Source organism: Synechococcus sp. OH20 (assembly GCF_047502685.1).
GTDB lineage: Bacteria > Cyanobacteriota > Cyanobacteriia > Thermostichales > Thermostichaceae > Thermostichus.
This window is the reverse complement of record NZ_JANSIQ010000030.1, coordinates 135,913-158,290: the sequence shown is the minus strand read 5'-3', so window position 1 is coordinate 158,290 and position 22,378 is coordinate 135,913. Positions and strand designations below refer to the sequence as shown.

Genomic DNA, 22,378 nt, shown 5'->3' with positions numbered 1-22,378 from the left:
GATTTGGGCAACCTAAAAAATCCTTTACAATTCTAATCTTTTTTGCCGATTTTGCTCCACTTGCCCGAACTCTGGGTGGACAGAGCAGGGATCCCAGGGACTACCCACCGCCCTGCCAAACGGATTCAGTAGCGGTAGTGGGCAAAGGCCTTGTTGGCCTCGGCCATGCGATGCACTTCCTCCCGCCGCCGAATGGTGCTGCCGGTTTCGTTGGCCGCATCCATGATCTCATTGGCCAGCTTGGCGGCCATGGTGCGGCCGGGACGGGCGCGGGAAAAGGTGACCAACCAGCGCAGCGCCAGGGAAGTTCCTCGTTCTCCCCTCACCTCCACCGGGACTTGATAGGTAGCCCCGCCCACCCGACGCGCCTTGACCTCCACCAGGGGGGTGGCGTTGCGGACAGCATTTTCCAACAGAGGCAGTGGCTCTTGACCGGTGCGCTCCCGCACAATGTCCAGAGCCTCGTAAAGGATCCTGGCAGCCAGGGAGGCCTTGCCCCTCTGCATCAATTTGCGGATCAGCATGGTGACCAAGCGGCTCCCGTATTTGGGATCCGGTGGCACATCACGGCGAGGCGCACGGTTGCGGCGAGACATAAGAGGTGGGTTACCTGTTGCAGAAAGGGTTGGGAAAGGAGGACAAGCGAGATGCCAAAGGCTATTTTTTCTTGCCGGCGGCGGCTGGGGCTTGGCCGGGCTTGGGCCGTTTGGCCCCGTATTTGGAGCGGCCTTGCTTACGGTCTTTTACCCCTGCAGCATCGAGTGTGCCGCGGATAATGTGATAGCGCACGCCGGGCAGGTCTTTGACTCGTCCTCCGCGAATCATGACCACCGAGTGCTCTTGCAGGTTGTGGCCGATGCCGGGAATGTAAGCTGTGACCTCAAAGCCAGAAGTGAGGCGAACGCGAGCTACTTTTCGCAGCGCCGAGTTGGGCTTTTTGGGTGTTGTCGTGTACACTCGGGTGCAAACCCCCCGCCGCTGTGGACAACCCTTCAGGGCAGGGGACTTGGTTTTGCGGACGGCGACGCTGCGCTCCTCGCGGATCAGTTGCTGGATGGTGGGCATGGGCTGGCAAAGAAGGCTACAACTCAAGTTATCCGGCAGTATTGAATCCTAGCAAGGCGGGATCCCAGCGTCAACTTAGGGATCTGCTGCCGGGGCTGTGACTTGAGTCTTTTGACTAGACTGGAGCCATCGGCAGGAGGTGGGGAGAGGGGCAACAGGCGATGGGCTGGCTGGATTGGTGGATTGCGCTTCCCTGTCCGCTCTGCCAGCGCCCGGCCAAGGCTGTGTTTTGTCGAGACTGTCAGCAGCGATTGCAGGCGGAGCGGCTCGACTCTTGGCCAGTTACCACTTCGCCTTGGCCGCTTTATGCTTGGGGGATCCACCGGGGAGCGCTGCGCAGGGCCCTCTATTGCCTGAAATATGAAGGACAGCGGCGCATAGGCGCGGTTTTGGGGGAATGGCTGGGATCCCGCTGGCTCGAAAGCCGGCAACCTTCTTCAGGCTCTCGTAGGGCCTACGGCTCGGACTATACGGTCGTCCCCATCCCTCTGCATGCGGAGCGCCTGCGGCAACGGGGCTACAATCAGGCGGCCCTGATTAGCCAAGCCTTTTGTGAGCGGACGGGTCTAAGACATTTACCTGAAGCTTTGGTGCGGGTGCGGGCCACGGCGGCCCAATATGAGCTCAACCCGCTGCAACGCCAGCAAAATCTGGCAGGCGCCTTTGCCCTCCAGTACGCTCCCGCCACGCCAGTTCTGTTGGTGGATGACATCTACACCACCGGCTCCACCGTCCAAGCAGCGCAGCAGGTCTTGGTTGCCGCTGGGATCCCGGTGGCCGGGGTGATTGTTGTGGCCAAAGCGCAGCCGGCTGCCCACCACCCCACCCTGCCCCAGGAGCTCCGACGGCGTGGCCAGGCCTGACTATTGGGCCTGTTGCGCGGCTGCCTGTCGGGGATCCACGTTGAGGAACACGGTGGCATCCCCCTCGACGCGAATGATGCGCAGAGGTGGCAGTGAGTCCGCCGGGTTTTGGATGCGCTCCTGCAGCTTTTCGTAAAACAGCAGATCCGCCAGTTGCGCGTTTTCCGCTGCCGCCTGTCCCTTTAGCTCGATGGCCCGCTGGTTGGCTGCCGCTAGGATCAACAGCCGCTCGGTTTCTTTTTGTTGAATTTGCGCCCGCACTGCTGCTGTTTGTGCCGTGATCGAGGCCACCTGTTTGCGTTCAATGGAATCTCGCAGGGCTTGTGGAAAATCGGGGTTGCCCAGAAAGAGGCCCTCTACCTGGATCAAGGGCAGGGCTTGGCCATCGCGGTTGACGGTGGGCATCTCTTGGCGGATCAAGTCCAGGGCCCGCTGCTCGATGGCTGTGCGCTGGCTTTTGCGGTAGAAATCCTCGGAATCGAAAGAAGCAGAGATATCGCGGATCTTGGAGCGCACCACCGGCACCACCACTGTCACAAGATAGTTCTCGCCGATGGTGGCGTGCAGCTCGTCCAAAGTGGCAAGGTTGGGCCTGAGGGCAATGGCCACATCGACGGCAAAAGCCTGCCCGTCAGCAGTGTTTACCGTGATGGCATTGCTGATGGCATTGGCCGAGTTGGGGTTGTTGGTAAACTCCCAAACGCGGGTGAGCACGCTGTAGGTGATTGGCGTCTCGATCCCCGGGATCCGGAACATCACTCCCGGCAATTCTACCCGCCCCTTTTGCAACCCCGAAAAGGTATTAAACACCACAGTGGCATGGCCGGGCAAAGTGACATACAGGCAGGCGCGGAGCATCCCCAAAGCTGCCAAGAGGGCAATCCCGCCCAAAGTTAGCCAACCAACTTTACTCTGGTGTGCTTCTTCTGTTGAATACATAGTGGCTGATCCCGTTTTGAGGTCTGAGGGAAGAGCTGGAGCAGATGGGGCCAGGCCCGAAAACTGTTCGCGTCAGCGGGACGGAGTCCTTTTTCTATTAGGTTTTCTATTTGGTTATCAAAGTTTCCAGCCGGGATCCCAGGACGGAGGCTTTCACCACCTCTAGGTACTTGGGATTCTGGGTGAGGGCCTGGGCCTTGGCTCGCAATTGGCCGGCTTCTGCCTCGGCTTGAGCAATGATGCTGCGAGCATCTTGGCGCGCCTGCTCGATCTCAAATTGTTTTTGCGCCAGTTGGTTTTCGGCGATAGTTTTTGCTTCAATAGCGGCTACAAAATCGGGATCGAAATCCACATCCCGCAGCAGAAAGTCCAAAACCTCGACGCCGTATTCCTTCAGCAAAAGGGCCACTCGTTCGCGAATTTGTCCTTGAAGCAGAGGGCGTTCGGTGGAATAGAGAGCTTGGGCGGAAAAGCCGCTGGTCTCATTCAAGATGACCGACCGGACGATGGGGGCAATGCGATCCAAGTAGTTCTCCCCCAGTTGGGTGTAGACCTTGGGGGCATCGAGAATACGAAATTGCAGCGTCGCCTCAGCCGCAATCTGCTGCCCATCCTGAGAGAGGGCCACCAGCCGCGGCGCATAGGCAGTCGGGTCGTTGTCCTTCCAGGTCAGAGCCTGAGTTTTTACGTCGAAGGTAACGGTGCGCGAGACAAAAGGCGGCACCCAATGCAGCCCTGGCTGCAAAGCAGTCGGGCTCACTCCCCCACCCCAGGTAAACAGCACCATATTCTCGCCGTTGCCCACCAAGCGCAGCGGCCTGCCCGCCGCCACCAGGATCAACGCCACTCCCACAAGGGTAGCTTTGGGCAACCAGCGACCCACCCGGCTTTCCCAACCTTCTGCTCGCATCTCTCCATCTCCTGCCAATGCAGCCATTCTCGCGGCTGTGAGAAGGTCGAGCTGAGAAACGGCTGCTATCTTTTAAGCTTTCTGCAGGGATCCCCGTCCTCTTTCTCAGACCCCCAGACGATGTTACTCGGTATCAAAAAGTTTACAAAAGATCACTTCACAATTCGCAAAGACCCAGGATAAGCCGGCAAAAAGGGAAGAAGATTAAAACATAATAAAGATTTGGGTTGCCGTTCATGCTGCCTACTATCGATTACGAGCGGCGAGATATCCAGGTGCCACCCTCCTGCATTGCCGTTGCGGCTCGGGCCTTGATCCGGCAGGGGGTATCCGTCTGCTGGCGGGAAGAAAGTCTATCTGCCCTGATTCGTCTGGGATCCAAAGGAGCCGGCGATCGAGCTGCCATTTTGCTGGTGGAAATGAGCCTCATGGGCCAGCCGGAGGAGCTGAAAAACTGGCTGGAGATGTGCTGGCGACTGCCCGCCTATCGCCGCGAGCCGTTGCGGGTGCGCGGATAAAGGATCCCTGTGGAGGCGCGCTAGCCTCGTTCGGACTCGTCGAAGAGAAACTGCCCGCCGTAGCCTGTGACGATGCGGGTTCCATCTTTGAGGATATGGATTTCCACCTGGTCGCTGGCCCAATTCAGTTGACCCTCACCCCCGGCCCCTCTCCCTGAGGTCACCCAAGCGCTCCGCGCCGCTTACGCGACCACCCCCGGCCCCTCTCCCTGAGGTCACCCTCACCCCCGGCCCCTCTCCCTGAGGGAGAGGGGAGTTAGAGCGGCGCGTTCGCGACAGCGTTGCGAAGCAATAACAACGTAGAGAAAAGTTTCATGGCTATTTGAATGACCATACGTCCCGCTATCGGAATCGGCGCCATTTAGCTATTTGTTGTACTTGCTGGCGTCTCATTGTTACTTGAATGTTATCTGAATTGACTACAAGAAAGCGGCAGAGAAGGGATCCCTGCCGCCCGATTTCCTGGGGAGTTGGCAACAGAATCAGTATTGATTAAGTACCGATAATGCCACCGTCATTTTTGGTAATCACCACCACCGCCGAGCGGGGGTAGATGTTGTTGTCATAATTGGGCCAGCGAGAAATGATCTTGCCGGCGGCAAAGTCTTCCTCGCTGGTGCTGGCACCAGGGTGCTGCACGTTGATGAACAGAGTGCGCTGGTCGGGAGTGGTGACCACGCCGGTGATCTCCTGTCCGATCGGCCCGGTCAAGAAGCGGCGAATTTCGCCGGTATCCGGATCGGCAGCCAGCATCTGGTTGTTGCCGAACTGGGCAAAATCTCCCTTGTTGAGGTTGCTCTCGCTACAATCCGTTTGGATCCAGAGGCGACGGCTGGCATCGAACCACAACCCATCGGGAGAGTTGAAGATGTTGTCCGAGCTGAGAGCTTGGCCGGATAAGGTGCGGCTATCTCCTGGCGGGCCGGCCAGGACGAAGATGTCCCACTCAAAGCGGGTAGCTTGGGGCTGGCCATTGGCTTCCTTCCAGCGGATGATGTGGCCCCACTGGTTTTTGGGACGAGGGTTGGCGGCGTTCACCTGGTCTTGTTCCCGCTTGCTGTTGTTGGTTAGGGTGAAGTAGACCATGCGGGTCTTGGGATCCACTGCTCCCCACTCGGGCCGATCCATCTTGGTGGCGCCGACGAAGTCTGCCGCGGTGCGGGTGTTTACCAATACATCCGCCTGGCTGGTGAAACCATTCTCGGGGGTGAAGCCGTTTTGCCCAAACACCAGCGGGATCCACTCCCCTGTGCCGTCTTCGTTGAACTTGGCCACGTACAGGGTGCCGTTGTCCAGCAGGTGGCCGCCTGCCGTCTCCTTGCGGTAGGGCTCGGCAGAGACGTACTTGTAGATGTACTCAAAGCGGGCATCGTCCCCCATGTAGAGCACAATCGGCTGCCCTTCCACCGGCGGCTGGAACACCACGCCCTCATGGGCAAAGCGGCCCAGAGCTGTGCGCTTCTGGGGCTTGCTGCTGGGATCAAAGGGATCGATCTCCACCACCCAGCCAAAGGTGTTGGGCTCGTTGCGGTAGTCCTGGGTGGCATCTGCAGCGGTGGGGGTGGCGTTGAAGCGGATGAACTCGTCGGCCTTGTTGCTAGCCAGCTCCCAGCCGTAGCGGGAGGTCTCGGTGCTCACGCCGTAGCGCTTGTGCTCGCGGGGCAGGTTGGGCTTTTGATCCGGCCCTTTGCTGGTGTTGGTGAAGTAGCCGGCCCAGTTCTCCTCGCAGGTGAGGTAGGTGTTCCAGGGAGTAACCCCGTGGGCGCAGTTGTTTAAGGTGCCCCGTGTCATCGTGCCATCGGGGCTGAACTTGGTCTTGACGAAGTCGGATCCCCGCACCGGGCCCTGGATCTCCATGAGGGTGAGGCCGGTGATGCGGCGGTTGAGGCGATCCCGCACCACAGTCCAGTTACCGTCCGCCTCCCGCTTGATGTGGACAATGCTCACCCCGTGGGCGTTTAGCTCTTTCAGCACTTGATCGGGATCGCGGCTGCCGTCGGGGTTGACTGGGTAGCTCTCGTCGTTAAGCTTTTGACCCTTGGCGGCAGCATGCATAAAGCGCGGCTCCACATACTCGTGGTTGAACACCAACAAGCCCTCGGTGGAACTGCCCTGCCAGGGATCCTTGCCCTCAATGGGGAAGAAGTGCATGCCGTCGTGGTGGCTGCCCACCTGCATCCCCTGCTCGGCGCCGGTGTTCTCCAGCTTGAACTCAGGGTAGGTGCCGGTGATAGGGGTACCCCAGGCCAGCAGCGGTCGAGCCGTGTAGCCTTCCGGTACCACCACTTTGTCCTCTGCGCTCACGGGGATCGCCTTGAAACCCAGCAAGGCACTACCACTGGCCGCTTTGGCCGATTTACTAGCGTTGTTTAGCGCCGGTAGGCCAAAAAAGGTGGCCACTGCCGCGGCAACTCCCCCCTGCAACACTTGGCGCCGCTGCAGGCGAGTTTCCAGGATGCTGCTAAAGGTGGGGTTGGGCGAATGATTGCACAGAGGCTCGTCCCCATGGCGAAGCCTAGAATCCTGTGGATTATTCATGTTGAGTTCTCCCCTTCTCTTGTCTTGTCGATCTTTTATTCCCTGCGTTCTTCACGCATTGGGACAGGCCCCCCAAAGCTAGTACCTAGAAGTTAAGAAGAGACCAAGACCAAGTTAAGCCTCGCCAATATGAAGAATTTCTTTAGGTTGAGGCAATAGTTTTTAACAATTTGTTGGGCCGTTTCGACTTGTTTAGAGTGGCCAGCTAAGCCTAAAGTTCTTGTCGTATCCTAGAGAACAAATACACCCCATCGCGATGGTAGAGAAGCTGAAACGAGGTTTCTTTTTGTAAAGCGGCAAGCAGGGTCTGGGAGAACTCTGGGCTGCTGCGCCACCCCGGATGGCGGCTGTTAAGCAAAACGTAGTCAAAGGGATCCCATTGTGCAGGGGGAGATCCCTTGAAGCGGATCTCGTCAGTAAAGTAGATAACTTGCCGGTGGGTGAGGTGGGGGCTAATCTCGTGGGTAGTGAGGACGCCCCCTTGGGTGGTGATGTGGGCAAGGGCCTCGCGAGTGGCCTGCCAAGTGTCAAGAGACTGAAGATAGATGGAGCCGAAAAAGGGGTATTTTGCCAGGGCCAGAAAAGCCAGCAAAGACCAGGTTAGCGCTGCTTTTCTGCTTTTTACAGGGCAAAACCAGAAGGGGACTGCTTTCGCGTTTTCGATAACAGCTAGAAAGAGAAAAGGAACAACAGGTAATGCATACTGATGCACCAGATCCCGATAAGCAGGATTGCTAGAAAGTATATTCAGCCCCAGGGTTGGCAGGGCAGGGATCCAGGGATCCCAGTGGCGCCAGGAGAGGCCCCAAGCCACAGGAATGATTAACAAAAATCCATAGAATAGGGTGTCGAGAGAGAAGACTTTGCCTAAGACTAATGTTGGCTTGAGGACCAAGTTTTGGATAATTTCAGGAACGGAACTGCCCAAATAGCTATAGTGAGAAACGGCTGCCGGCTCGCTGCCACTGAAGTGAGGAATAATCCAAAAAGCGGCCATGCCAAACCAAGCCGACCCTGTCGCTATGGCAAGCCAGCCGGCCACTTGGCAGCGCCTTTCAACTCGTCTGCTTTCAAAGAGCAACAGCCAAGCTCCCAGGGCAACGACATTGAGAGACAACACCGCCTTGCAGCCGAGGATACCGCCTAGGCACAGCAAAAACCCCCACAACTTGCCAGAGCGAATACAGAGTATAGCTGCCAAAAAAAGGGGAACGGCCAACACTTCTGGATGAAAATCAAAAAGGTTGGCGTTGAAGATGGCCGGGTAGAGAAGATAGGCGGCGGCAATTGTTCTCGCCCTGCCAGAATCAATCTCGACCTGGAGCGCCAGATGGTAAACGGCCAGCGCTCCCAACGTTAGTGCCAGAGCTTGAATGCCGAACAGCCAATATACAGAGGGAACAATGCGATACAAAAGACTGAGAGGATACAAGATAAAAGCTGCGTGATCCCCAAGAATGTGGATCCCGCGAATAGTAGAAAAAGGAAACTCGCCACGGCTGATTAAATAAACAGCTTGATCGAAAATACCGAGATCATATCCTCCTGACTGAAACAAGTGATGCCGCGCAACACTGCAGCTCAAGAGAATGAAGAAATTACAAAGCGCCATTGCCGTCAGGCACAAAGGTAGAGGACGATCTTTCATAAGAACCAGGGCTCTTGGATCCTGTGGATCTCGGCAAGGCAACTTTACCGTCTTTCTCAGCCTTGCGTCACATCCCAGCGAGTCTGGATTGGGCAGATGAACCGTCTCAAGCCCGGGCCTCTCTCTTTCTTCAGGAGTATGAGAAAGCTTATTGGGGACAAGGGTACAGATGAGCTAGGACTGGTTACGACAAGAGGGTGTAATTTGGCCCAAGATGGTAGCACGTCTTGCTCCAGTTGCTTCCGGCAAACTGTTGGTCTCACCCTGCCAGGTTTTATAAGCTAATACCGCAAAAGCAAAGGCTTCTTTGGCTGCAGAAGGGATCCCCACTTGGTCGGAGGTAAGCAGGGTTGTGGCCGGCAGTTGTTCCTGCAACAGTTGCATGAGGACAGGGTTTTGGGTGCCGCCACCGCTGACGATAACTTGCTCTGGGATCGCGGGCAAGAAGTCTCTGTAAGCTTGGGCAATGGAGCGAGCGGTAAACCCCGTTAGCGTGGCAATGCAGTCGTGGGCGGAGGCAAATTGGGGCCAAATTCGTTCCAAGTAAAGGGATCCAAAGTACTCTCGGCCAGTGGTTTTGGGCGGTGCTTTATGAAAGTAGGGATCCCGCATCCATTCTGTAATTTTTTCCCAGTGGATCTGGCCTTGGGTAGCCCATTCTCCGTCGCGATCAAAAGCTTGTTGTCCTTGGCTGGCCCGCATCACCGCCAAATCGATCAACACGTTGCCGGGGCCGGTGTCGAAAGCCAAAGGGGATCCGCCGCTGCTGAGGCTAGGGAGATAGGTAAGGTTGGCTATGCCGCCGATGTTTTGGGCCGCCCGATGGAAGTGGGGATGACTCAGCAACAGCCAATCCACAAAAGCCACCAAAGGTGCGCCCTGGCCCCCTGCTGCCATGTCCCGCGCCCGAAAGTTGCTCACCACAGGGATCCCGGTCAGCTCGGCAATCACCGCCGCTTCACCGATTTGTAAGGTCGAGGCTTCTGGCCCATCGGGGCTGTGCCAAAGGGTTTGGCCGTGGCTGCCGATGAGATCGACCTGTGGGGGGGTGAGGTGGGCCGCTTGGATCCCTTGCAGGGCCGCTTCCGCAAAAGCGCGACCCAAACGAAAGTTTAAAGCGCAGATGTGGTCTACCGTGCCGGTTTTGGGATCCGCAGCTCGCAAAATCTCTGCCCGCAGCAGCGGGCAATAGGGGATTGTTTGGAAATGCAACAGCTCCCACCGGAGAGGATCGTTGCCCTCGATGTGGACGATGGCTACATCGATCCCGTCCACAGAAGTGCCCGACATTAAGCCAATGACAATCACCTATCCTGTCGAGGGCTCGGCGCAGAGGCTTGAGAAGGTCTAAAGTTTTGCCCCCTTTTGGCCTTCCCTCTTTAGGATACAGGCAGGGTATCCAGAGCCGCTGCGTGGGGAATTCTGCATGAGTGACGCCATCCGCTACGACCTGCTTTTGGTGGGAGGAAGCTCCTCCAACCTGATCCTGGCCCATCGCCTTTTGGATCTGGCCAAGCTCTCGGGGCTCAAAATCTCCATCGCCATCTTGGAAAAAGCCCGGCAATTTGGCGGGCACATTGTCAGCGGCGCCATCTGCAATCCCCAGGCCATCGCCAGGCTCTTCCCGGATTTTGAGAGCCAAGGATTTCCCCACGAGGGGCGGGTGGAAGTCAGCCATCTGAGCGTACTGGGATCCCAAGAGCGCTGGGATCTGCCGGAAGCAGCGATCCCAAAGGGGTTGCGCAAGCAGGGGCAGTTCATCCTCACCCTTAGCCATGTCATCCGCTGGCTGGCCGAAACCCTGCAGGAAAAGGCCAAAGGGATCCCCAACGTTACCCTGGATCTGTTCCCCGGCTTTGCTGCCCACGAGATCCTCTATGAGGGGGAGCGGGTGATTGGGGTGCGGGTGAGCGACTCCGGCCAAGTTTACGAAGATTGCGTCTTTGCCGACCTCACTTGTTTTGGCGACAAGGGATTTATCTCCAAAGACCTGGTCGAGAAGTTTCACCTGCGCCCTCGGCCGCAACTGTGGTCGGTGGGGGTCAAAGAGCTGTGGCAGATCCCTTGCTCGCTGCAGGGTCAGGTGTGGCACACCTTGGGCTATCCGGTTTTGGATGGCAGCTTCAGCGGCGGCTTTGTCTACGGTCTCAAAGACAACCGCCTGGCCCTGGGCCTGATCATCGGCCTCGACAGCAAAAACCCCAACCTCAACCCGCAGCAGCGCCTGCAGGAGTTCAAAGCCCATCCCTGGATCCAATCCCTGATTGCCGGTGGCAAGTTGCTCAAGTACGGGGCTGCCGTCATTCCTGAGGGGGGCTACTACAGCCTGCCCAGCCGCTTTGGCGTCGAAGGGGCTTTGCTCTTGGGGGATGCCCTGGGGGTGCTGGATGTGGGCAGCCTGGCCGGGGTGGATAATGCGATGGAGACCGGCTACCTGGCAGCGGGCCTCATTCACGACGGCTTTTTAAAAGGGGATCTGCGCATCCAAGAGGCCTACCAAAAAGCCGTGATGGAGAGCTCGGTGGGGCAAGATCTCTACCGCAGCCGCTATTTTCGGGAAGCCTTTTTGGAAAACTCCCGCCTGCTGGAAGCGTACCTGCCCCAGCTCTGCCGCAGCGTCGATGCCGGCCACCCCTGGCTGGGATCCCTGCGCTGGGGCCTACAGGATCCCGTGCGTCGCGGCGGAGAACTCCTGCGCGCCTACACCCTGCTCAGCGGACGGGTCAGCGCCGGCGAGCCGCCCCCACGGGGGTATGTTGCCCCCCATGCCGCCATCCAAGCGGACTTTGTGGCCCCCACAGGTCTGGATCCTGAAGCATTGACCACGCGAGCGGGCTATTTCTCGCGGTCAGATGCCGTCTTTTTTGCCGATCCCCGCTACCCGGAAGGCAACCGCCACATCCTTGAGTTCAGCGCTGACACCTGCCGCCAGTGCATTGCCACCTACGACAAGCTGAACCGCCCTACCCCCTGCGTGGCCGACTGCACCGCAGAAGTCCACCACATCCGCGAACACAATGGGATCCGCTCCCACGCCATGTCGCTGGAAAACTGCATCCAATGCCGCACCTGCGAGATCGTCTGCCCCCACCTCAACCTATGGGTTAACCCCAGCTACGAGGGATCCGGCCCCGACTTTTATGGGCTCTAGGAAAACGGGGGCAGGGAGCACAGACTCAGCTTTGCTGGCATAGTTAAAGCTAGAGTTGCAGGGAGTGCAGCCATTGAATTCCGCTCCGCTGATCCCACCCGCCCCCAGCCCTGAGTTGAGCCGCGAGCAATTTTGTGAGCTCTTGCGCGGCCAGCTCAGCTTGGCCCTAAGGGAAGACAACTTGGAACAAGCCAAATCTCTCCTGCTGCCCGTACAAGCGGTGGACATTGCCGAGGTAATCGGGGAGTTGCCGGAGGCGCAGCAGGCTCTGGCCTTTCGCTTGCTGCCCAAGGATCTGGCCATCCGCGTTTACGAACACCTGGACATAGATCTGCAACAGGCGCTGCTGCGCGAGTTCAGGAGCCACGAGATCCAGGACATCTTGGACAAGATGTCGCCGGACGACCGGGCCCGCCTCTTCGACGAGCTGCCGGCCAAGGTGGTTGCCGAACTGCTGCCCCAGCTCAGCCCCCAGGAACGGGAAGCCACGGCCCTGCTGCTGGGCTATGCCCCCAACACCGCGGGGCGGATCATGACCCCGGAGTACATTTCCCTGCGAGAGAACCTGACGGCAGCCGAGGCACTGGAGCGGGTGCGCCTCTTGGCCCGCGAAACCGAGACCATCTACTACCTCTACGTCACCGACCAGGAGCGACACCTGACGGGAACCCTATCCTTGCGGGAGTTGGTGATGGCCGATCCGGCCCAGCGGCTGGAGGAGGTGATGAGCCGGGAGGTGGTGTTTGTCAGCACCCACACCGACCAGGAAGAGGTGGCGCAGGTCATCCAGCGGTACGACCTGTTGGCGGTGCCGGTGGTGGATGCCGAGCGGCGACTGGTGGGGATCGTTACGGTAGATGATGTACTGGACATCGTGGAGCAAGAGGCCACCGAAGACATCTACTCCTTGGGGGGGTTGCAGTCTGGAGAAGATGACTATTTCGACCTCAGTTTTTGGCAGGCAGCCCGCAAGCGGGTGGTGTGGCTGCTGATTTTGCTGCTTACCAACACCTTTACCAGCACGATTATTGCCGGCCAGGAAGAAGTCTTAAGCCAGGTGATCGCCCTGGCGGCTTTTATCCCACTGTTGGTGGATAGCGGCGGCAACGTCGGCTCCCAGTCTTCGACGGTGGTGATTCGCGGCCTGAGCACGGCAGCGGTGCGCCTCAAGGACGGGTTGGGGGTACTGGCCCGGGAAGCAGTGGTGGGAGCCATGCTGGGGATCATGCTCAGCTTGATCACCATCGGCTGGGCCTATGCCCTGCAGCGGGATCTCCTGGTGGCGGTCATCGTTGGGCTAAGCCTATTTGGGATTTCTGTTCTCTCTTCGGTGTCAGGGGCGGGGCTGCCCTTTCTGTTTCGCTCCTTTGGTCTGGATCCGGCCTTGATGGCTGCCCCCTTCATCACCACGATTGTGGACGTGCTGGGGGTGTTGATCTACTTCTACGTTGCCCGTTTAATCCTGGGAATCTAGCCCTAGCCGCCAACCCCTCCAAGCCCTTGCCGAAATTGGGCTAGGTTGGATCTGGTCTTGTTGCGGATCCCTGTCGGTGTCTGCCCATTCTGTGGATGTCCAGGCGGCTCTGCCGGAGATCGTGGCTCGCTTGCAAGCAGCCCTGGGATCCCTGGGGCTGGGACATCTGCAGGTGCAGGCGCGTCTTTCCGGCCACCGTCTGTTGCTGCGCCTGGAGGGGGATCCCCTCCCGGATCCGGAGCGGCTGCTGCAGGGCCTCTTGCCAACCCTGGAACAACTGGCGCTGAGCTACCGGCAGCGACTGGTGGAGCTGTTCGGCTTTCCTCTGGGAGAAGGGATCCCGGAGTGGCACCGCGAGTGGCGCTACCAGCCGCCGCCCAACCCCAACAGCCCGCTGTACCGTGCCCAACGCGGGGATGGAGAAGCCATCCAGTATGTGCTCAACTACCTGCTGCGCCCGCAAGGGCTCCAGGCCCGCGTCCATCTGCACCCCAAGCTGAGCCTCTTACAGGTGAACTTGCAGGCAGCGGAAGTTCCGGATCCGGCCTGGGCCAAGGATTTTGTGCGGCGGGTCTTGACCCGTCTGGAATGGACCTTTGTGCAACGGCTGCGGCTTTCTGGGCAGAAGCTCGGCTCCTTCTTGCCGGCCTGGAGCCAAGAGTTCGATCTCAAACAGCCCGTCTTTTGGCAGGCTCCCCCGGCCAGGCTTTCTCCCTTTCCCTCTCCGGCAGCCGACACTCTAGATGACGAGCCCTCTCCGCCTTCCCCTGCCCCTCTAGACTAAAGGGCAGGGCTCAGAGGGGTCGGTCATGCGGGTTGTTTTCTTTGGCACGCCGGAGTTTGCCCTGCCTTCCCTGCAGATCCTGTTGCAGCGGCAGTCTTCCTTTGAAGTAGTGGGCTTGGTCTGCCAGCCGGATCGGCCGCAGGGACGAGGGCAGAAGGTGCTCCCGCCGCCCACCAAGGTCCTTGCCCAAGCCCATGGGATCCCGGTGTGGCAGCCTGTCCGGCTGCGGCGGGATGCGGAGGTGCTGGCGGCGCTAGAGGCGCTGGCTGCCGATGTGTTTGTGGTGGTGGCCTATGGCCAAATCCTGCCGCTGGCGGTGCTGCAAATGCCCAGGTTGGGCTGCGTCAATGTCCACGCCTCCCTTCTGCCGGCTTACCGCGGCGCTGCCCCCATCCAGTGGGCCATTGCCAACGGCGAGACCGAGACCGGCGTCACCACCATGCTCATGGACGAGGGCCTGGATACAGGAGCCATCTTGCTGCAGGCCAAGCTGCCCATCGGGCCGGAGCAGACCGGGCTGGAACTGGCCTCCCAACTGGCCCAACTGGGGGCCGAGCTACTGGTGGAAACCCTGGTGAAACTAGAAAAAGGAGAGATCACCCCCATTCCCCAGGATGACTCGCGGGCCACCTATGCCCCCCTGCTCAAAAAGCAGGACTTCCAGCTCGATTGGCGGCGCCCGGCCCAGGCCTTGCACAACCAAATCCGCGCCTTTTCTCCCGACTGCTTTACCGGCTTGCAGGGTCAGCGGATCAAGATTGTCCGCTCTGCCGCTCCCCAGTTGCACCCGCCGCCCGACCCTCTTCCCCAGGGCAGCCCCGGAGAAGTGGTGGGGTTGGCCAAAGGAGAAGGGGTGTATGTGGCTACCGGCGAGGGATCCCTTCTCATCCGGCGGGCCCAACTGCCCGGCAGAAAAGAACAGTCGGCCTGGGACTTGGTCAACGGCGGCCAGCTCAGGGTGGGCATGCGCTTTGAGGCGCTGCCGGATCCCTAGCCCCCCTCTCCCCCTGGGAGAGGGGCCGGGGGTGAGGGCTGGCTACCCTGGGAGAGGGGCTGGGGAGCTACTCTGGCTGGGGAAACTCCTCCCACAGGCGGGTGTGCTGGCGCAGGCTGAGGAACTGCCCGCCGCCGAGGATGAGGTGATCCAAAACCGGGATCTGCAGCAGTTGCCCCGCCTGCAAGAGTTGCCGCGTCAGGGCAAGATCCTCCGGGCTGGGATCCAAACTGCCGGAGGGATGGTTGTGGGCCACCAGGATGCGGCTGGCTCCTTGCTTGATGGCGCTGCGGAAGGTTTCCCGCGGGTGAGTGAGAGTTTCCGTGGCGGTTCCCCGGGTTACAATCTGCTGGCCGATAAGGCGGTGTTTGATGTCCAGGTGCAGGACGGCAAAGTGCTCTTGGGTCTCCCACATCAGGTCGCCGCTTAGGGCCATGGCCGCCTGTTCTGGCGATTCAATCACCGTCCGCTCGGGTAGTCGGGCCAAAAACACCCGCCGCCCCAGCTCGATGGCGGCCAACACTGTTGCGGCTTTGGCTGGGCCGATGCCCTCAATTTGCAGCAGCTCCCCGGCTTCCAGCTGGCGCAGTTGGGCCAAGGGATCCCCCTGGGCTTCCAATTTTTTCAAGAGCAACTGGGCCAGGCCAACGGCCGAGAGCTTACCTGCCCCCTGGCCGGTGTTGAGCAAAATGGCCAGCAGCTCCGCGTGGGAGAGGTTTCTTGCCCCTTGGTTAAGCAGCCGCTCGCGCGGGCGATCCTGAAGGGGAAGGTCGCTGATACGCAACACGTACTGGCTCATCTTGCGGCTAGGGGAGAGAAGAGGTTTTTTTCAACAGCCAAAAGGGGCTGCGGCGCTCTACGACCTGCCAAGTTGCTGCTAGCTCAGCTACAAAGGGATCCCAGGTCACCAGATAGTCGGGCACCTGCCAGGCGGCCAGCTCCTCCGGGTTGGCGGCATAGGGCACCCGCAGCGGGCCATAAAAATAGGGTACAAACGACCGCAGCCCATAGAGGCCAACCCTTCCCGAAAGAGCCGGTTCTGGGCCGGCAAACTGGCGGAAGAAGTGGACGGATCCCCCCTGGGTATGCTGCAACACCCTTGGGAAAACCCAGCTCCAGGCCAACTGGGCGCTTAGTCCGGTGGCCAAGAGCAAGATGGCCCATCCCCGAACGTTGTGCCGAGCTCTAATCCAGGCCAGTCCCCCCAGCCCCAGGAGCACAGCAGGGCCATAGGTGAAGAAGGGCCACTCCACCTCAGCCTGGAGATATCCAAGCGCCAAGCTGCCCGCTAGGCTCTTGAAAAGGTCGGAAAGCGGGATCCCCAAAGCAGTCAATCTCTTCTCGGCCACCGGCAGCAGCAGGACGGGATCCTGGGATCCCAGCCAGGGCAATAGCAGCCACAGGGCTAGCCAAAACAAACCGCTCAGCAGGATCCAGCCGCCTTCCCAAACGCTGAGTTGAGCCTCTCTTGATCCCAGGCGTTGCAGGCGCAGGGCAGCAAAGTAGGCGCCGATGGGATAAAGCAGCGAGGTGTAGTGGATCAACTTGGTTTGCACTAAGAGCGAAAACAGAGCCAGCACCACCCCGAAGGCCACCAACAGCAGGCGTTCTGCCCGCTGAGTTAAATCCGCCGCTGCCGAGTCACTGCTCCTGCGGAGGCTGGCCAAGATCTCGGCCAAGGCCGGAGCCGCCCAGGGAAAACACCCTAGAGCAAAGGCCAGCAGATGAAAATAGACTGGGCCGGGGTGGCCGCTGGGGGTACTCACCAAACCCCACTGGTAGTGCCAAAACGCCGCCAGCCACTGCAGCCCCCGCGCCGCTGCTTCCAGCGCCAGCCAGGCCAGAGGAATAGCCCCCGCCAAGCCGAGGAAGGCCACCATCTCCCCCCACCGCCTTGGCGGATCCCGCTGCCAGAGCTTGTAGAGGGCCCAGATGCCCAGCGGCAACACCAGCCCCACCGGCCCCTTGGCCAACACCGCCAGGCCCAAGGCCAGCGCGCCCAGGGCGTTCCACCCCTGCTCGGAGCGGCCGGCCCGGCAGGCCTCGTCAGCAGCCCAAAGGGATCCCAGCCCCACGCCCATGCCCAAATTCAGCAGCGGGTCGATGAGGCCGGTTTTGTAGAAAAACAAAGGCAGGTAGCCCGTCAGGAGCAGGATCCCCCAGAGGCAGCCAAACCCCACCCCGCGCAGCCGACCTCCCCACGCCACCAAGAGGGCCACCGTGATGCCGCCAACCCAGGCATTGGGCAGCCGCGCCGCCCCTTCGTTGATCCCCAGGGCTGCCATCGCCAGGGCCTGCAGCCAGAAAAACAGGGGCGGCTTCTCGTAGAAGGGCTCGCCGTTGATCTGCAAAGCCAGGGGATCGCCGCTGGCCAGCATCTGCCGCGCCAAGCTGGCGTAAATGAGCTCGTCCCAGTCAAATAGGTAAGGGATCCCCTGGCCCGCCCCCAGCCACAGGAGGGCCAAAAGCCCCATTCCTAGGGATCCCTGGAGGCCGCCAAGAAGCTTAGCCATGGAAGGCTTGCAGGGGCACCACCCGGCCCACACTGGCGGGCGAGCGCAAAAGGCGCAGTAGGTGAGCGGCTAAGGTGGATCCCTCGATCTCGGCGGGAATCTCCACCCCACACCAACGGCTGGAGCTCTCCTGCAGGGCCGCCACCCAATCGGGCGCCAGGGATCCCCGCGCCACCCCAATCAGTTGCGGCAGCGGCTCCTGGCGATAGAGCCCGATCCAACGCACGCCCAGCCGAAACGGCCCAGGCCGAAAACGGGGGTTGGGGCTGCCGTCGGCTTCAAACTTGCTCAGCATCAGTTGCAGCGAATGGATCTGGCGGGTATTCAAGGGGGGAGCGGCAACCCGGCGGGCGCGAAAGGTGGGCACCATCTCGGCAAAAGGAACTTGAACAGTCTGCTCCTCCCCTGGGGTGGTGTCGAAAGCATAGCTGTAGGCCGGGCTGTCCCAGCCCCCTTGATCCCGCAGCAGAACCTTGTAGCGCTGTCCATCGCCCCGTAGCCGCAGCTCCAGGCCGGCAAACCCTGAGGCATCCAAGGGCGGCTGCCAATTGCGCGTGCGGGTGGAAACAAAGCCGCCGAAGTTGGCCGTGGAAACCTGGCCCGTAAACAGCAGCTCGCCCTCTCCCCAGAGCAGTTGGCTTTGGCTCACCCCGCCCATCACCACATCGTCCAGGATGCCCCAGAACTGGTTCAACTGGGGATCGGGCCGGCGGAAGTCAAAGAGCATCTGTTCCGTCTGTCCACTGCGGCGTAGCCGCTCCAGGTGAGCCTTGGCCGTCTCTGGCGCTCCCAGCCCTAAGATCACCCTGGCCGTCAGCCAGTCCTGGCTCTGCCCCACCGCTGCTCCCTGCCGGTGCAACGCCTCTGCCAAACCTTCGGGCAGGCCATCGCCCAAAAGAACCACCGGAAGGGAAGTGGCCGGAGTCAGGGAAGGAGGCATACAGTTAACTGCTGGGCTTTGCAACCCATTCTGAACCCAGCGCCAGAAGTCGGCAAAGGGCAACGCCTCGTAGTAGGTCAGCGTGTTCCAAAACCGCCCCAGCTCCCAAGGCATGACTTTACCTCGTCCCTTTGTCCAGATTATCCAAATTATGCAGATCTTTTGCAGAACGCAATTGGCTCACGAGCAGGGCCAATGGCCAGCCGGACTTCCAGCAGCATTCTCAGCCCGGTGAGGTTTTGCAGTGCGCGGACAGAGGGCGGGGCTTCTCGACGGATGAGCTCAAGCCACACAACAAAACTGCCTTGTGGAGTCCAAGCTATTCTGTGTCTAGTGTCGGCGGTGCTCCGCTTTAGTTGCATGATGACCGACCAAACCGGCCCAAGCATGTTTCCGAACCCCTGTTGCCACTCCGTTACTTGGCGGGAGCGCCTGTCTGGACTGGAAGAGCAATTGCGCCCCTTGGCAGAAAAGACAGCTCCCCTGCTGCTGGCAGACTCAGATCCGCTGCAGGTGTGGGCCGCCGTTTTGACCTGTCAAAAACTGGGGATCCCGCTCTTCTTGGGCAATCCCAAGTGGGGAGAACGAGAGTGGGCCCAGGCTGTGGCTGGCCTGGGAGGCGGCTGGCGCTGGCGGCAAGGCCGGCTGGAGGGGGATCCCAGCCCATTGAACCCCTCTCTGCGGGAGGCTGTACCCGGCTCCCATTGGCCGTTGATCGGGATCCCTACCGGCGGCTCCGGCGGCCAGGTGAAATGGGCAATCCACTCTTGGCGTACCCTCAGCGCCTCGGCCAAGGCCCACCAACAGCACTTCGGCGTGGACTGCGTCCATAGCTATTGCCTGCTGCCCCTGCACCACATCAGCGGCCTGATGCAGGCTGTTCGCTCCTGGCTGACCGGTGGGCAGTGGATCGTCTGGGATTGGAAACGGCAACAGCAAGCCGAGGCCTGGGATCCCCCCTTGCCGGGGAGTTTTCTATCGCTGGTACCCACTCAGTTGCAACGGCTGTTGCTCAACCCCCAGCCGGGAGTTGTGGAGAGCCTGCGCCAATTTCGCGCCATTTTGGTCGGTGGTGGCCCCACCTGGCCCAGCTTGCGGCAACAGGCCCGACAACTGCACCTGCCCCTTGCCCTCACCTACGGCATGACCGAAACGGCTTCCCAAGTCTGTACGCTTCTGCCGGAGGCTTTTTGGCAAGGAAACGACAGCCTGGGCCGGCCCCTGCCCCACGCCACGCTCCAGATCCGCAGTGAACAAGGGGATCCCTTGCCCAGCGATGCCGTGGGATTCATCCACATCCGGGCCAAGTCGCTGGCACTGGGCCATTACCCCCAGGCCGCCCTTCGCGTCAGCGGTGCGGAGCACTTTGGTTTGCGCCAATGGCATCAGCAAGGCTTCACCCCCGGCGATTGGGGCTATCTGGACTCGCAGGGCCACCTCTTTTGGTTGGGTCGCGCCGACGACCTGATCCTGACTGGCGGAGAAAAAGTGATGGCTGCCGAGGTGGAAGGAGAGGTTCGGGCCAGCGGCTGGGTGGACGATGTGTGGGTGCTGGGTCTGCCCGATGCCGAATGGGGGCAGCAGGTGGTGGCGGTGGTCGTCCCCAAAACCGGGCTCCCGGCGATCCCCCAAGAGCTGGAGATGCACCTGAAGCAACACCTGAGCCGCCAACTGAGTCCCTTCAAGCATCCGAAGCGCTGGCTGTGGTGCACCGGGATCCCGCGCAATCTCCAGGGCAAGGTGAACCGCCAACAGCTCCGGCAGTGGGCCGCCCAGCAGTTGGGGATCTCGCCCCAGGTAAGCTAGCGGGATCCCAGACGAGCCAAGTCTCGCCGGATTTCAAAGGTCAATTCCCGGTTGTGGGGCTCCATAGCCAAAGCCTTTCTCAGGTAAGCTTCCGCCTGCTGGTGGCGACCCTCGTAGATCAAGTGGTTGCCGAAGCGCTGGTAGGCCAAAGCCAAGAGGTGGATGGCCTCGCCGGAGTTGGGAAACCGTTTCAACAGCGCCTCTGCCAGAGCCACTGCCGTGGGCAACTTACGCTCGCGCCAGGCTGCCTTGACGCGGGCAATCCCTTCTTTGAGCAATTCCGGATCGAGGTGCTCTGCCGATGAAGAGCCGGCGGTGCGGATGACCACCCGCCTCTGGCCGGCGGCAGGAGGAGATTGACGCTGGGCATCGTAGCGCCGCCGCTGCTCGGGGTCGCTCAGCACTTGGTAGGCCTGATAGATTTGCTGGAACCGCTCTCGAGATCCCTCCCCTGCCACATCGGGGTGAAACTGCCGCGCCAACCGGCGAAAGGCTTGCTTGATATCTTCGATGTCCGCTTCCGGCGATAGGTTGAGAATCGCGTAGTAGTCCATGAGCGGTGGCAGAAGGAAGGGAATTGAGAGTGGCAGAACCTGGGCCAAAAGTCAGCTCCGACCCCTGATTATGCCGATGATCATGCCATGCCAAGCCGGGCTAAACCAAGGGATCCTCTCGGCGCTCATGCGATCTCATGGAAAGTTGTTCTCCTAGCTGGGGCTTGATGCTGTAATGCCACTTTGACTGAGCACGCAGAGGTCTCTCTTCCTGTAGCTACCTCAAGGGTAGGGATCCGGTGTTAGACTTTGCCCAAGTTATTTGGAAACCCCATTCCCAATCGGTTTCTTTGACTTCTATCGATCGACTATGAGTGAAGCCCTTCATCAAGCTCTTGCAGATCAAGATCAAGAGCAATTATTAGCCCATTTGCAGCAAGGGGAAGATGTGAATGCTGTCGATGCTCAAGGACTGACCTTGCTTCATAAAGCAACACTGCTTGGCAATTTGGAACTGCTGGATTTGCTCTTAGCCCATGGTGCTTCTCCCAATGCCTTGGATCCCACAGGTGTCACCCCGCTCCATTTGGCCGCCGCCAGCGGTCGGGTCAAGCTGGTGGAGCGTCTTTTGAGGGCAGGCAGCGACATCAACCTTCCAGATGGCTATGGATATACCCCTCTCCATCGGGCTGCCTTAACCGATCAGGCAGAGGTGATCGGTCTGCTCATCCAAAAAGGAGCCAATACCTCTGGCGTTCTCCATTGGGCCACGACCACCGGACGAAAAAGCATCCTGGCCCGCCTGTTATCCAAAGGAGCGCCGGTGGATGCCGCCGATGCAACCGGTCGAACTCCTCTGCACGAGGCTGCTACCCAAGGGCAACTGGGCATTGCTCGCTTTCTGCTCTTGTATGGGGCCAATGTCAATGCGCGCAACCGATTTGGGGCAACACCGATGCACTGGGCCGCTTGGGAGGGGCATGTGGCAATCCTGGAACTTTTGCTGGAAAATGGGGCCGAATTGAACCCTCGCAATGAAGATGGGCATACTCCTTTGGCCTATGCCCAAAAACGCCAACACAGCTTGGCTGTCCAATGGTTACAAGACCGAGGTGCAACCCTTTAGTATCAAGTTTGCTATTGCCGCCGACCCAAGCGCTCCGCGTCGCTGCCCTCACCCCCAGCTCCTCTTCCTGAGGGACATCCCTCACCCCCAGCCCCTCTCCCTGAAGGAGAGGGGAGTTAGAGCGGCGCGTTCGCGACAGCGTTGCCTAGCAATAGCGATGTAGAGAAACGTTGTGCTGCTACTTGAAGTGACTATAGAGGTTGAAAGTGAGAGTAATTTCTACAGAAAAAAGGAGAGAGGCTGTTAGGTTTTCCTCCCTCCGATCTCTTCGTCGCGGTTAGCGTTAACGCCAGCTAGATTTTAACCGATTCTTCCCGCACGATTCAACTTTTTTCTAGATTTTTTCTCGATTTTTTCTCGAATTTCTCTTTGACTCAACACATTTTTTTAAACAGCAACACAAGGTGTAGGACAGACAGTTTGTCCCAAAAAGTTAGCCCTTCCCCTTAGCTTGCAACGGGTTTACAAAGACAACTGGCGCAGCGACTTTTGTATGTATTAGGTCTTGTCTTCCGGCCCTCAGCCGCTGTTATTGCCGCACACCGCCACCTCCGCAGCTCGACCCACTCCAGCAGAAACTATCCCCTCATTAACTAGGACTGACTCTCATTAACC

The 22,378-nt window shown here is 59.7% G+C and carries 20 protein-coding genes; 8 read left to right on the top strand and 12 right to left on the bottom strand.

The annotated features are described in order from the left end of the window. Positions 1-125: 125 nt before the first annotated feature. Positions 126-596 carry a 30S ribosomal protein S7 gene (gene rpsG, locus NW826_RS07050; RefSeq protein ID WP_414333474.1) on the bottom strand — a complete coding sequence of 157 codons (471 nt, stop codon included), beginning with the start codon at positions 594-596 and terminating at the stop codon, positions 126-128. 61 nt (positions 597-657) lie between these two features. Beyond that, positions 658-1,065, bottom strand: a complete 408-nt coding sequence (gene rpsL, locus NW826_RS07045) for a 30S ribosomal protein S12 (protein WP_414333476.1) — start codon at positions 1,063-1,065, stop codon at positions 658-660. Positions 1,066-1,226: 161 nt separating this feature from the next. Between rpsL and NW826_RS07040 the strand changes: the two genes are divergently transcribed. Next, on the top strand, positions 1,227-1,928 hold the full coding sequence (locus NW826_RS07040; RefSeq protein ID WP_414333478.1) for a ComF family protein: 702 nt from the start codon (positions 1,227-1,229) through the stop codon (positions 1,926-1,928). Here the strand turns inward: NW826_RS07040 and NW826_RS07035 are convergent, their stop codons facing one another. Further along, on the bottom strand, positions 1,929-2,867 hold the full coding sequence (locus NW826_RS07035; RefSeq protein WP_414333480.1) for a prohibitin family protein: 939 nt from the start codon (positions 2,865-2,867) through the stop codon (positions 1,929-1,931). 106 nt (positions 2,868-2,973) lie between these two features. Then, on the bottom strand, positions 2,974-3,777 hold the full coding sequence (locus NW826_RS07030) for a prohibitin family protein (protein ID WP_414333482.1): 804 nt from the start codon (positions 3,775-3,777) through the stop codon (positions 2,974-2,976). Between the two features lie 236 nt (positions 3,778-4,013). Between NW826_RS07030 and NW826_RS07025 the strand changes: the two genes are divergently transcribed. Then, positions 4,014-4,295 (top strand): hypothetical protein, encoded by a 282-nt coding sequence (locus tag NW826_RS07025; RefSeq protein WP_414509768.1) that lies wholly within the window; start codon positions 4,014-4,016, stop codon positions 4,293-4,295. A 20-nt stretch (positions 4,296-4,315) separates the two neighbouring features. Here the strand turns inward: NW826_RS07025 and NW826_RS07020 are convergent, their stop codons facing one another. From NW826_RS07020 to NW826_RS07005, 4 genes are all read right to left on the bottom strand, one after another. Further along, on the bottom strand, positions 4,316-4,459 hold the full coding sequence (locus NW826_RS07020) for a hypothetical protein (RefSeq protein ID WP_414338529.1): 144 nt from the start codon (positions 4,457-4,459) through the stop codon (positions 4,316-4,318). A gap of 328 nt (positions 4,460-4,787) precedes the next feature. After that, complete coding sequence (locus tag NW826_RS07015; RefSeq protein ID WP_414333487.1) at positions 4,788-6,833, bottom strand: PhoX family protein; 2,046 nt, start codon at positions 6,831-6,833, stop codon at positions 4,788-4,790. 211 nt (positions 6,834-7,044) lie between these two features. Next, positions 7,045-8,481, bottom strand: a complete 1,437-nt coding sequence (locus NW826_RS07010; RefSeq protein WP_414509767.1) for a DUF2079 domain-containing protein — start codon at positions 8,479-8,481, stop codon at positions 7,045-7,047. Between the two features lie 174 nt (positions 8,482-8,655). After that, positions 8,656-9,789, bottom strand: a complete 1,134-nt coding sequence (locus tag NW826_RS07005) for an anhydro-N-acetylmuramic acid kinase (RefSeq protein WP_414509766.1) — start codon at positions 9,787-9,789, stop codon at positions 8,656-8,658. A gap of 118 nt (positions 9,790-9,907) precedes the next feature. On the opposite strand from NW826_RS07005, the gene NW826_RS07000 reads away from it, so the two are divergent. The 4 genes from NW826_RS07000 to fmt all read left to right on the top strand — a co-directional run bounded on the left by NW826_RS07000 (position 9,908) and on the right by fmt (position 14,884). Then, positions 9,908-11,632 (top strand): electron transfer flavoprotein, encoded by a 1,725-nt coding sequence (locus tag NW826_RS07000; protein ID WP_414509765.1) that lies wholly within the window; start codon positions 9,908-9,910, stop codon positions 11,630-11,632. A 73-nt stretch (positions 11,633-11,705) separates the two neighbouring features. Then, the gene (gene mgtE, locus NW826_RS06995) at positions 11,706-13,106 is read left to right on the top strand and encodes a magnesium transporter (RefSeq protein ID WP_414509764.1); all 1,401 of its coding nucleotides are present in this window, start codon (positions 11,706-11,708) and stop codon (positions 13,104-13,106) included. A 76-nt stretch (positions 13,107-13,182) separates the two neighbouring features. Next, positions 13,183-13,890 carry a hypothetical protein gene (locus NW826_RS06990; RefSeq protein ID WP_414509763.1) on the top strand — a complete coding sequence of 236 codons (708 nt, stop codon included), beginning with the start codon at positions 13,183-13,185 and terminating at the stop codon, positions 13,888-13,890. A gap of 25 nt (positions 13,891-13,915) precedes the next feature. Continuing rightward, positions 13,916-14,884, top strand: coding sequence for a methionyl-tRNA formyltransferase (gene fmt / locus NW826_RS06985; RefSeq protein WP_414509762.1), 969 nt, complete (start codon positions 13,916-13,918; stop codon positions 14,882-14,884). A gap of 67 nt (positions 14,885-14,951) precedes the next feature. Here fmt and radC read toward each other — a convergent pair whose 3' ends face one another. From radC to NW826_RS06970, 3 genes are read right to left on the bottom strand one after another with little or no spacing between them, the layout of a single operon-like run. Further along, the gene (gene radC, locus NW826_RS06980) at positions 14,952-15,683 is read right to left on the bottom strand and encodes a RadC family protein (protein WP_414385941.1); all 732 of its coding nucleotides are present in this window, start codon (positions 15,681-15,683) and stop codon (positions 14,952-14,954) included. 7 nt (positions 15,684-15,690) lie between these two features. After that, the gene (locus tag NW826_RS06975; protein WP_414509761.1) at positions 15,691-17,397 is read right to left on the bottom strand and encodes an ArnT family glycosyltransferase; all 1,707 of its coding nucleotides are present in this window, start codon (positions 17,395-17,397) and stop codon (positions 15,691-15,693) included. Continuing rightward, complete coding sequence (locus NW826_RS06970) at positions 17,390-18,451, bottom strand: CIA30 family protein (protein ID WP_414338513.1); 1,062 nt, start codon at positions 18,449-18,451, stop codon at positions 17,390-17,392. Before NW826_RS06970 ends, NW826_RS06975 begins: the two co-directional genes overlap by 8 nt. 273 nt (positions 18,452-18,724) lie before the next feature. Between NW826_RS06970 and NW826_RS06965 the strand changes: the two genes are divergently transcribed. Next, the gene (locus tag NW826_RS06965) at positions 18,725-20,143 is read left to right on the top strand and encodes a 2-succinylbenzoate--CoA ligase (protein ID WP_414509760.1); all 1,419 of its coding nucleotides are present in this window, start codon (positions 18,725-18,727) and stop codon (positions 20,141-20,143) included. On the opposite strand, the gene NW826_RS06960 is transcribed toward NW826_RS06965, so the two are convergent. Continuing rightward, complete coding sequence (locus NW826_RS06960) at positions 20,140-20,697, bottom strand: DnaJ domain-containing protein (protein ID WP_414335518.1); 558 nt, start codon at positions 20,695-20,697, stop codon at positions 20,140-20,142. The two genes, NW826_RS06965 and NW826_RS06960, sit on opposite strands and share 4 nt — an antisense overlap. Before the next feature lie 310 nt (positions 20,698-21,007). Between NW826_RS06960 and NW826_RS06955 the strand changes: the two genes are divergently transcribed. Beyond that, a complete protein-coding gene (locus NW826_RS06955; RefSeq protein ID WP_414338510.1) occupies positions 21,008-21,763 on the top strand; it encodes an ankyrin repeat domain-containing protein in 756 nt (251 codons plus the stop codon). Positions 21,764-22,378: the final 615 nt, after the last annotated feature.

Excerpts from the sequence above, each read along its gene's own strand:
- rpsG (WP_414333474.1), bottom strand. The coding sequence starts at position 596 with ATGTCTCGCCGCAACCGTGCGCCTCGCCGTGATGTGCCACCGGATCCC.
- rpsL (WP_414333476.1), bottom strand. The coding sequence starts at position 1,065 with ATGCCCACCATCCAGCAACTGATCCGCGAGGAGCGCAGCGTCGCCGTC.
- NW826_RS07040 (WP_414333478.1), top strand. The coding sequence starts at position 1,227 with ATGGGCTGGCTGGATTGGTGGATTGCGCTTCCCTGTCCGCTCTGCCAG.
- NW826_RS07035 (WP_414333480.1), bottom strand. The coding sequence starts at position 2,867 with ATGTATTCAACAGAAGAAGCACACCAGAGTAAAGTTGGTTGGCTAACT.
- NW826_RS07030 (WP_414333482.1), bottom strand. The coding sequence starts at position 3,777 with ATGCGAGCAGAAGGTTGGGAAAGCCGGGTGGGTCGCTGGTTGCCCAAA.
- NW826_RS07025 (WP_414509768.1), top strand. The coding sequence starts at position 4,014 with ATGCTGCCTACTATCGATTACGAGCGGCGAGATATCCAGGTGCCACCC.
- NW826_RS07015 (WP_414333487.1), bottom strand. The coding sequence starts at position 6,833 with ATGAATAATCCACAGGATTCTAGGCTTCGCCATGGGGACGAGCCTCTG.
- NW826_RS07010 (WP_414509767.1), bottom strand. The coding sequence starts at position 8,481 with ATGAAAGATCGTCCTCTACCTTTGTGCCTGACGGCAATGGCGCTTTGT.
- NW826_RS07000 (WP_414509765.1), top strand. The coding sequence starts at position 9,908 with ATGAGTGACGCCATCCGCTACGACCTGCTTTTGGTGGGAGGAAGCTCC.
- fmt (WP_414509762.1), top strand. The coding sequence starts at position 13,916 with ATGCGGGTTGTTTTCTTTGGCACGCCGGAGTTTGCCCTGCCTTCCCTG.
- radC (WP_414385941.1), bottom strand. The coding sequence starts at position 15,683 with ATGAGCCAGTACGTGTTGCGTATCAGCGACCTTCCCCTTCAGGATCGC.
- NW826_RS06975 (WP_414509761.1), bottom strand. The coding sequence starts at position 17,397 with ATGGCTAAGCTTCTTGGCGGCCTCCAGGGATCCCTAGGAATGGGGCTT.
- NW826_RS06970 (WP_414338513.1), bottom strand. The coding sequence starts at position 18,451 with ATGCCTTGGGAGCTGGGGCGGTTTTGGAACACGCTGACCTACTACGAG.
- NW826_RS06965 (WP_414509760.1), top strand. The coding sequence starts at position 18,725 with ATGTTTCCGAACCCCTGTTGCCACTCCGTTACTTGGCGGGAGCGCCTG.
- NW826_RS06960 (WP_414335518.1), bottom strand. The coding sequence starts at position 20,697 with ATGGACTACTACGCGATTCTCAACCTATCGCCGGAAGCGGACATCGAA.
- NW826_RS06955 (WP_414338510.1), top strand. The coding sequence starts at position 21,008 with ATGAGTGAAGCCCTTCATCAAGCTCTTGCAGATCAAGATCAAGAGCAA.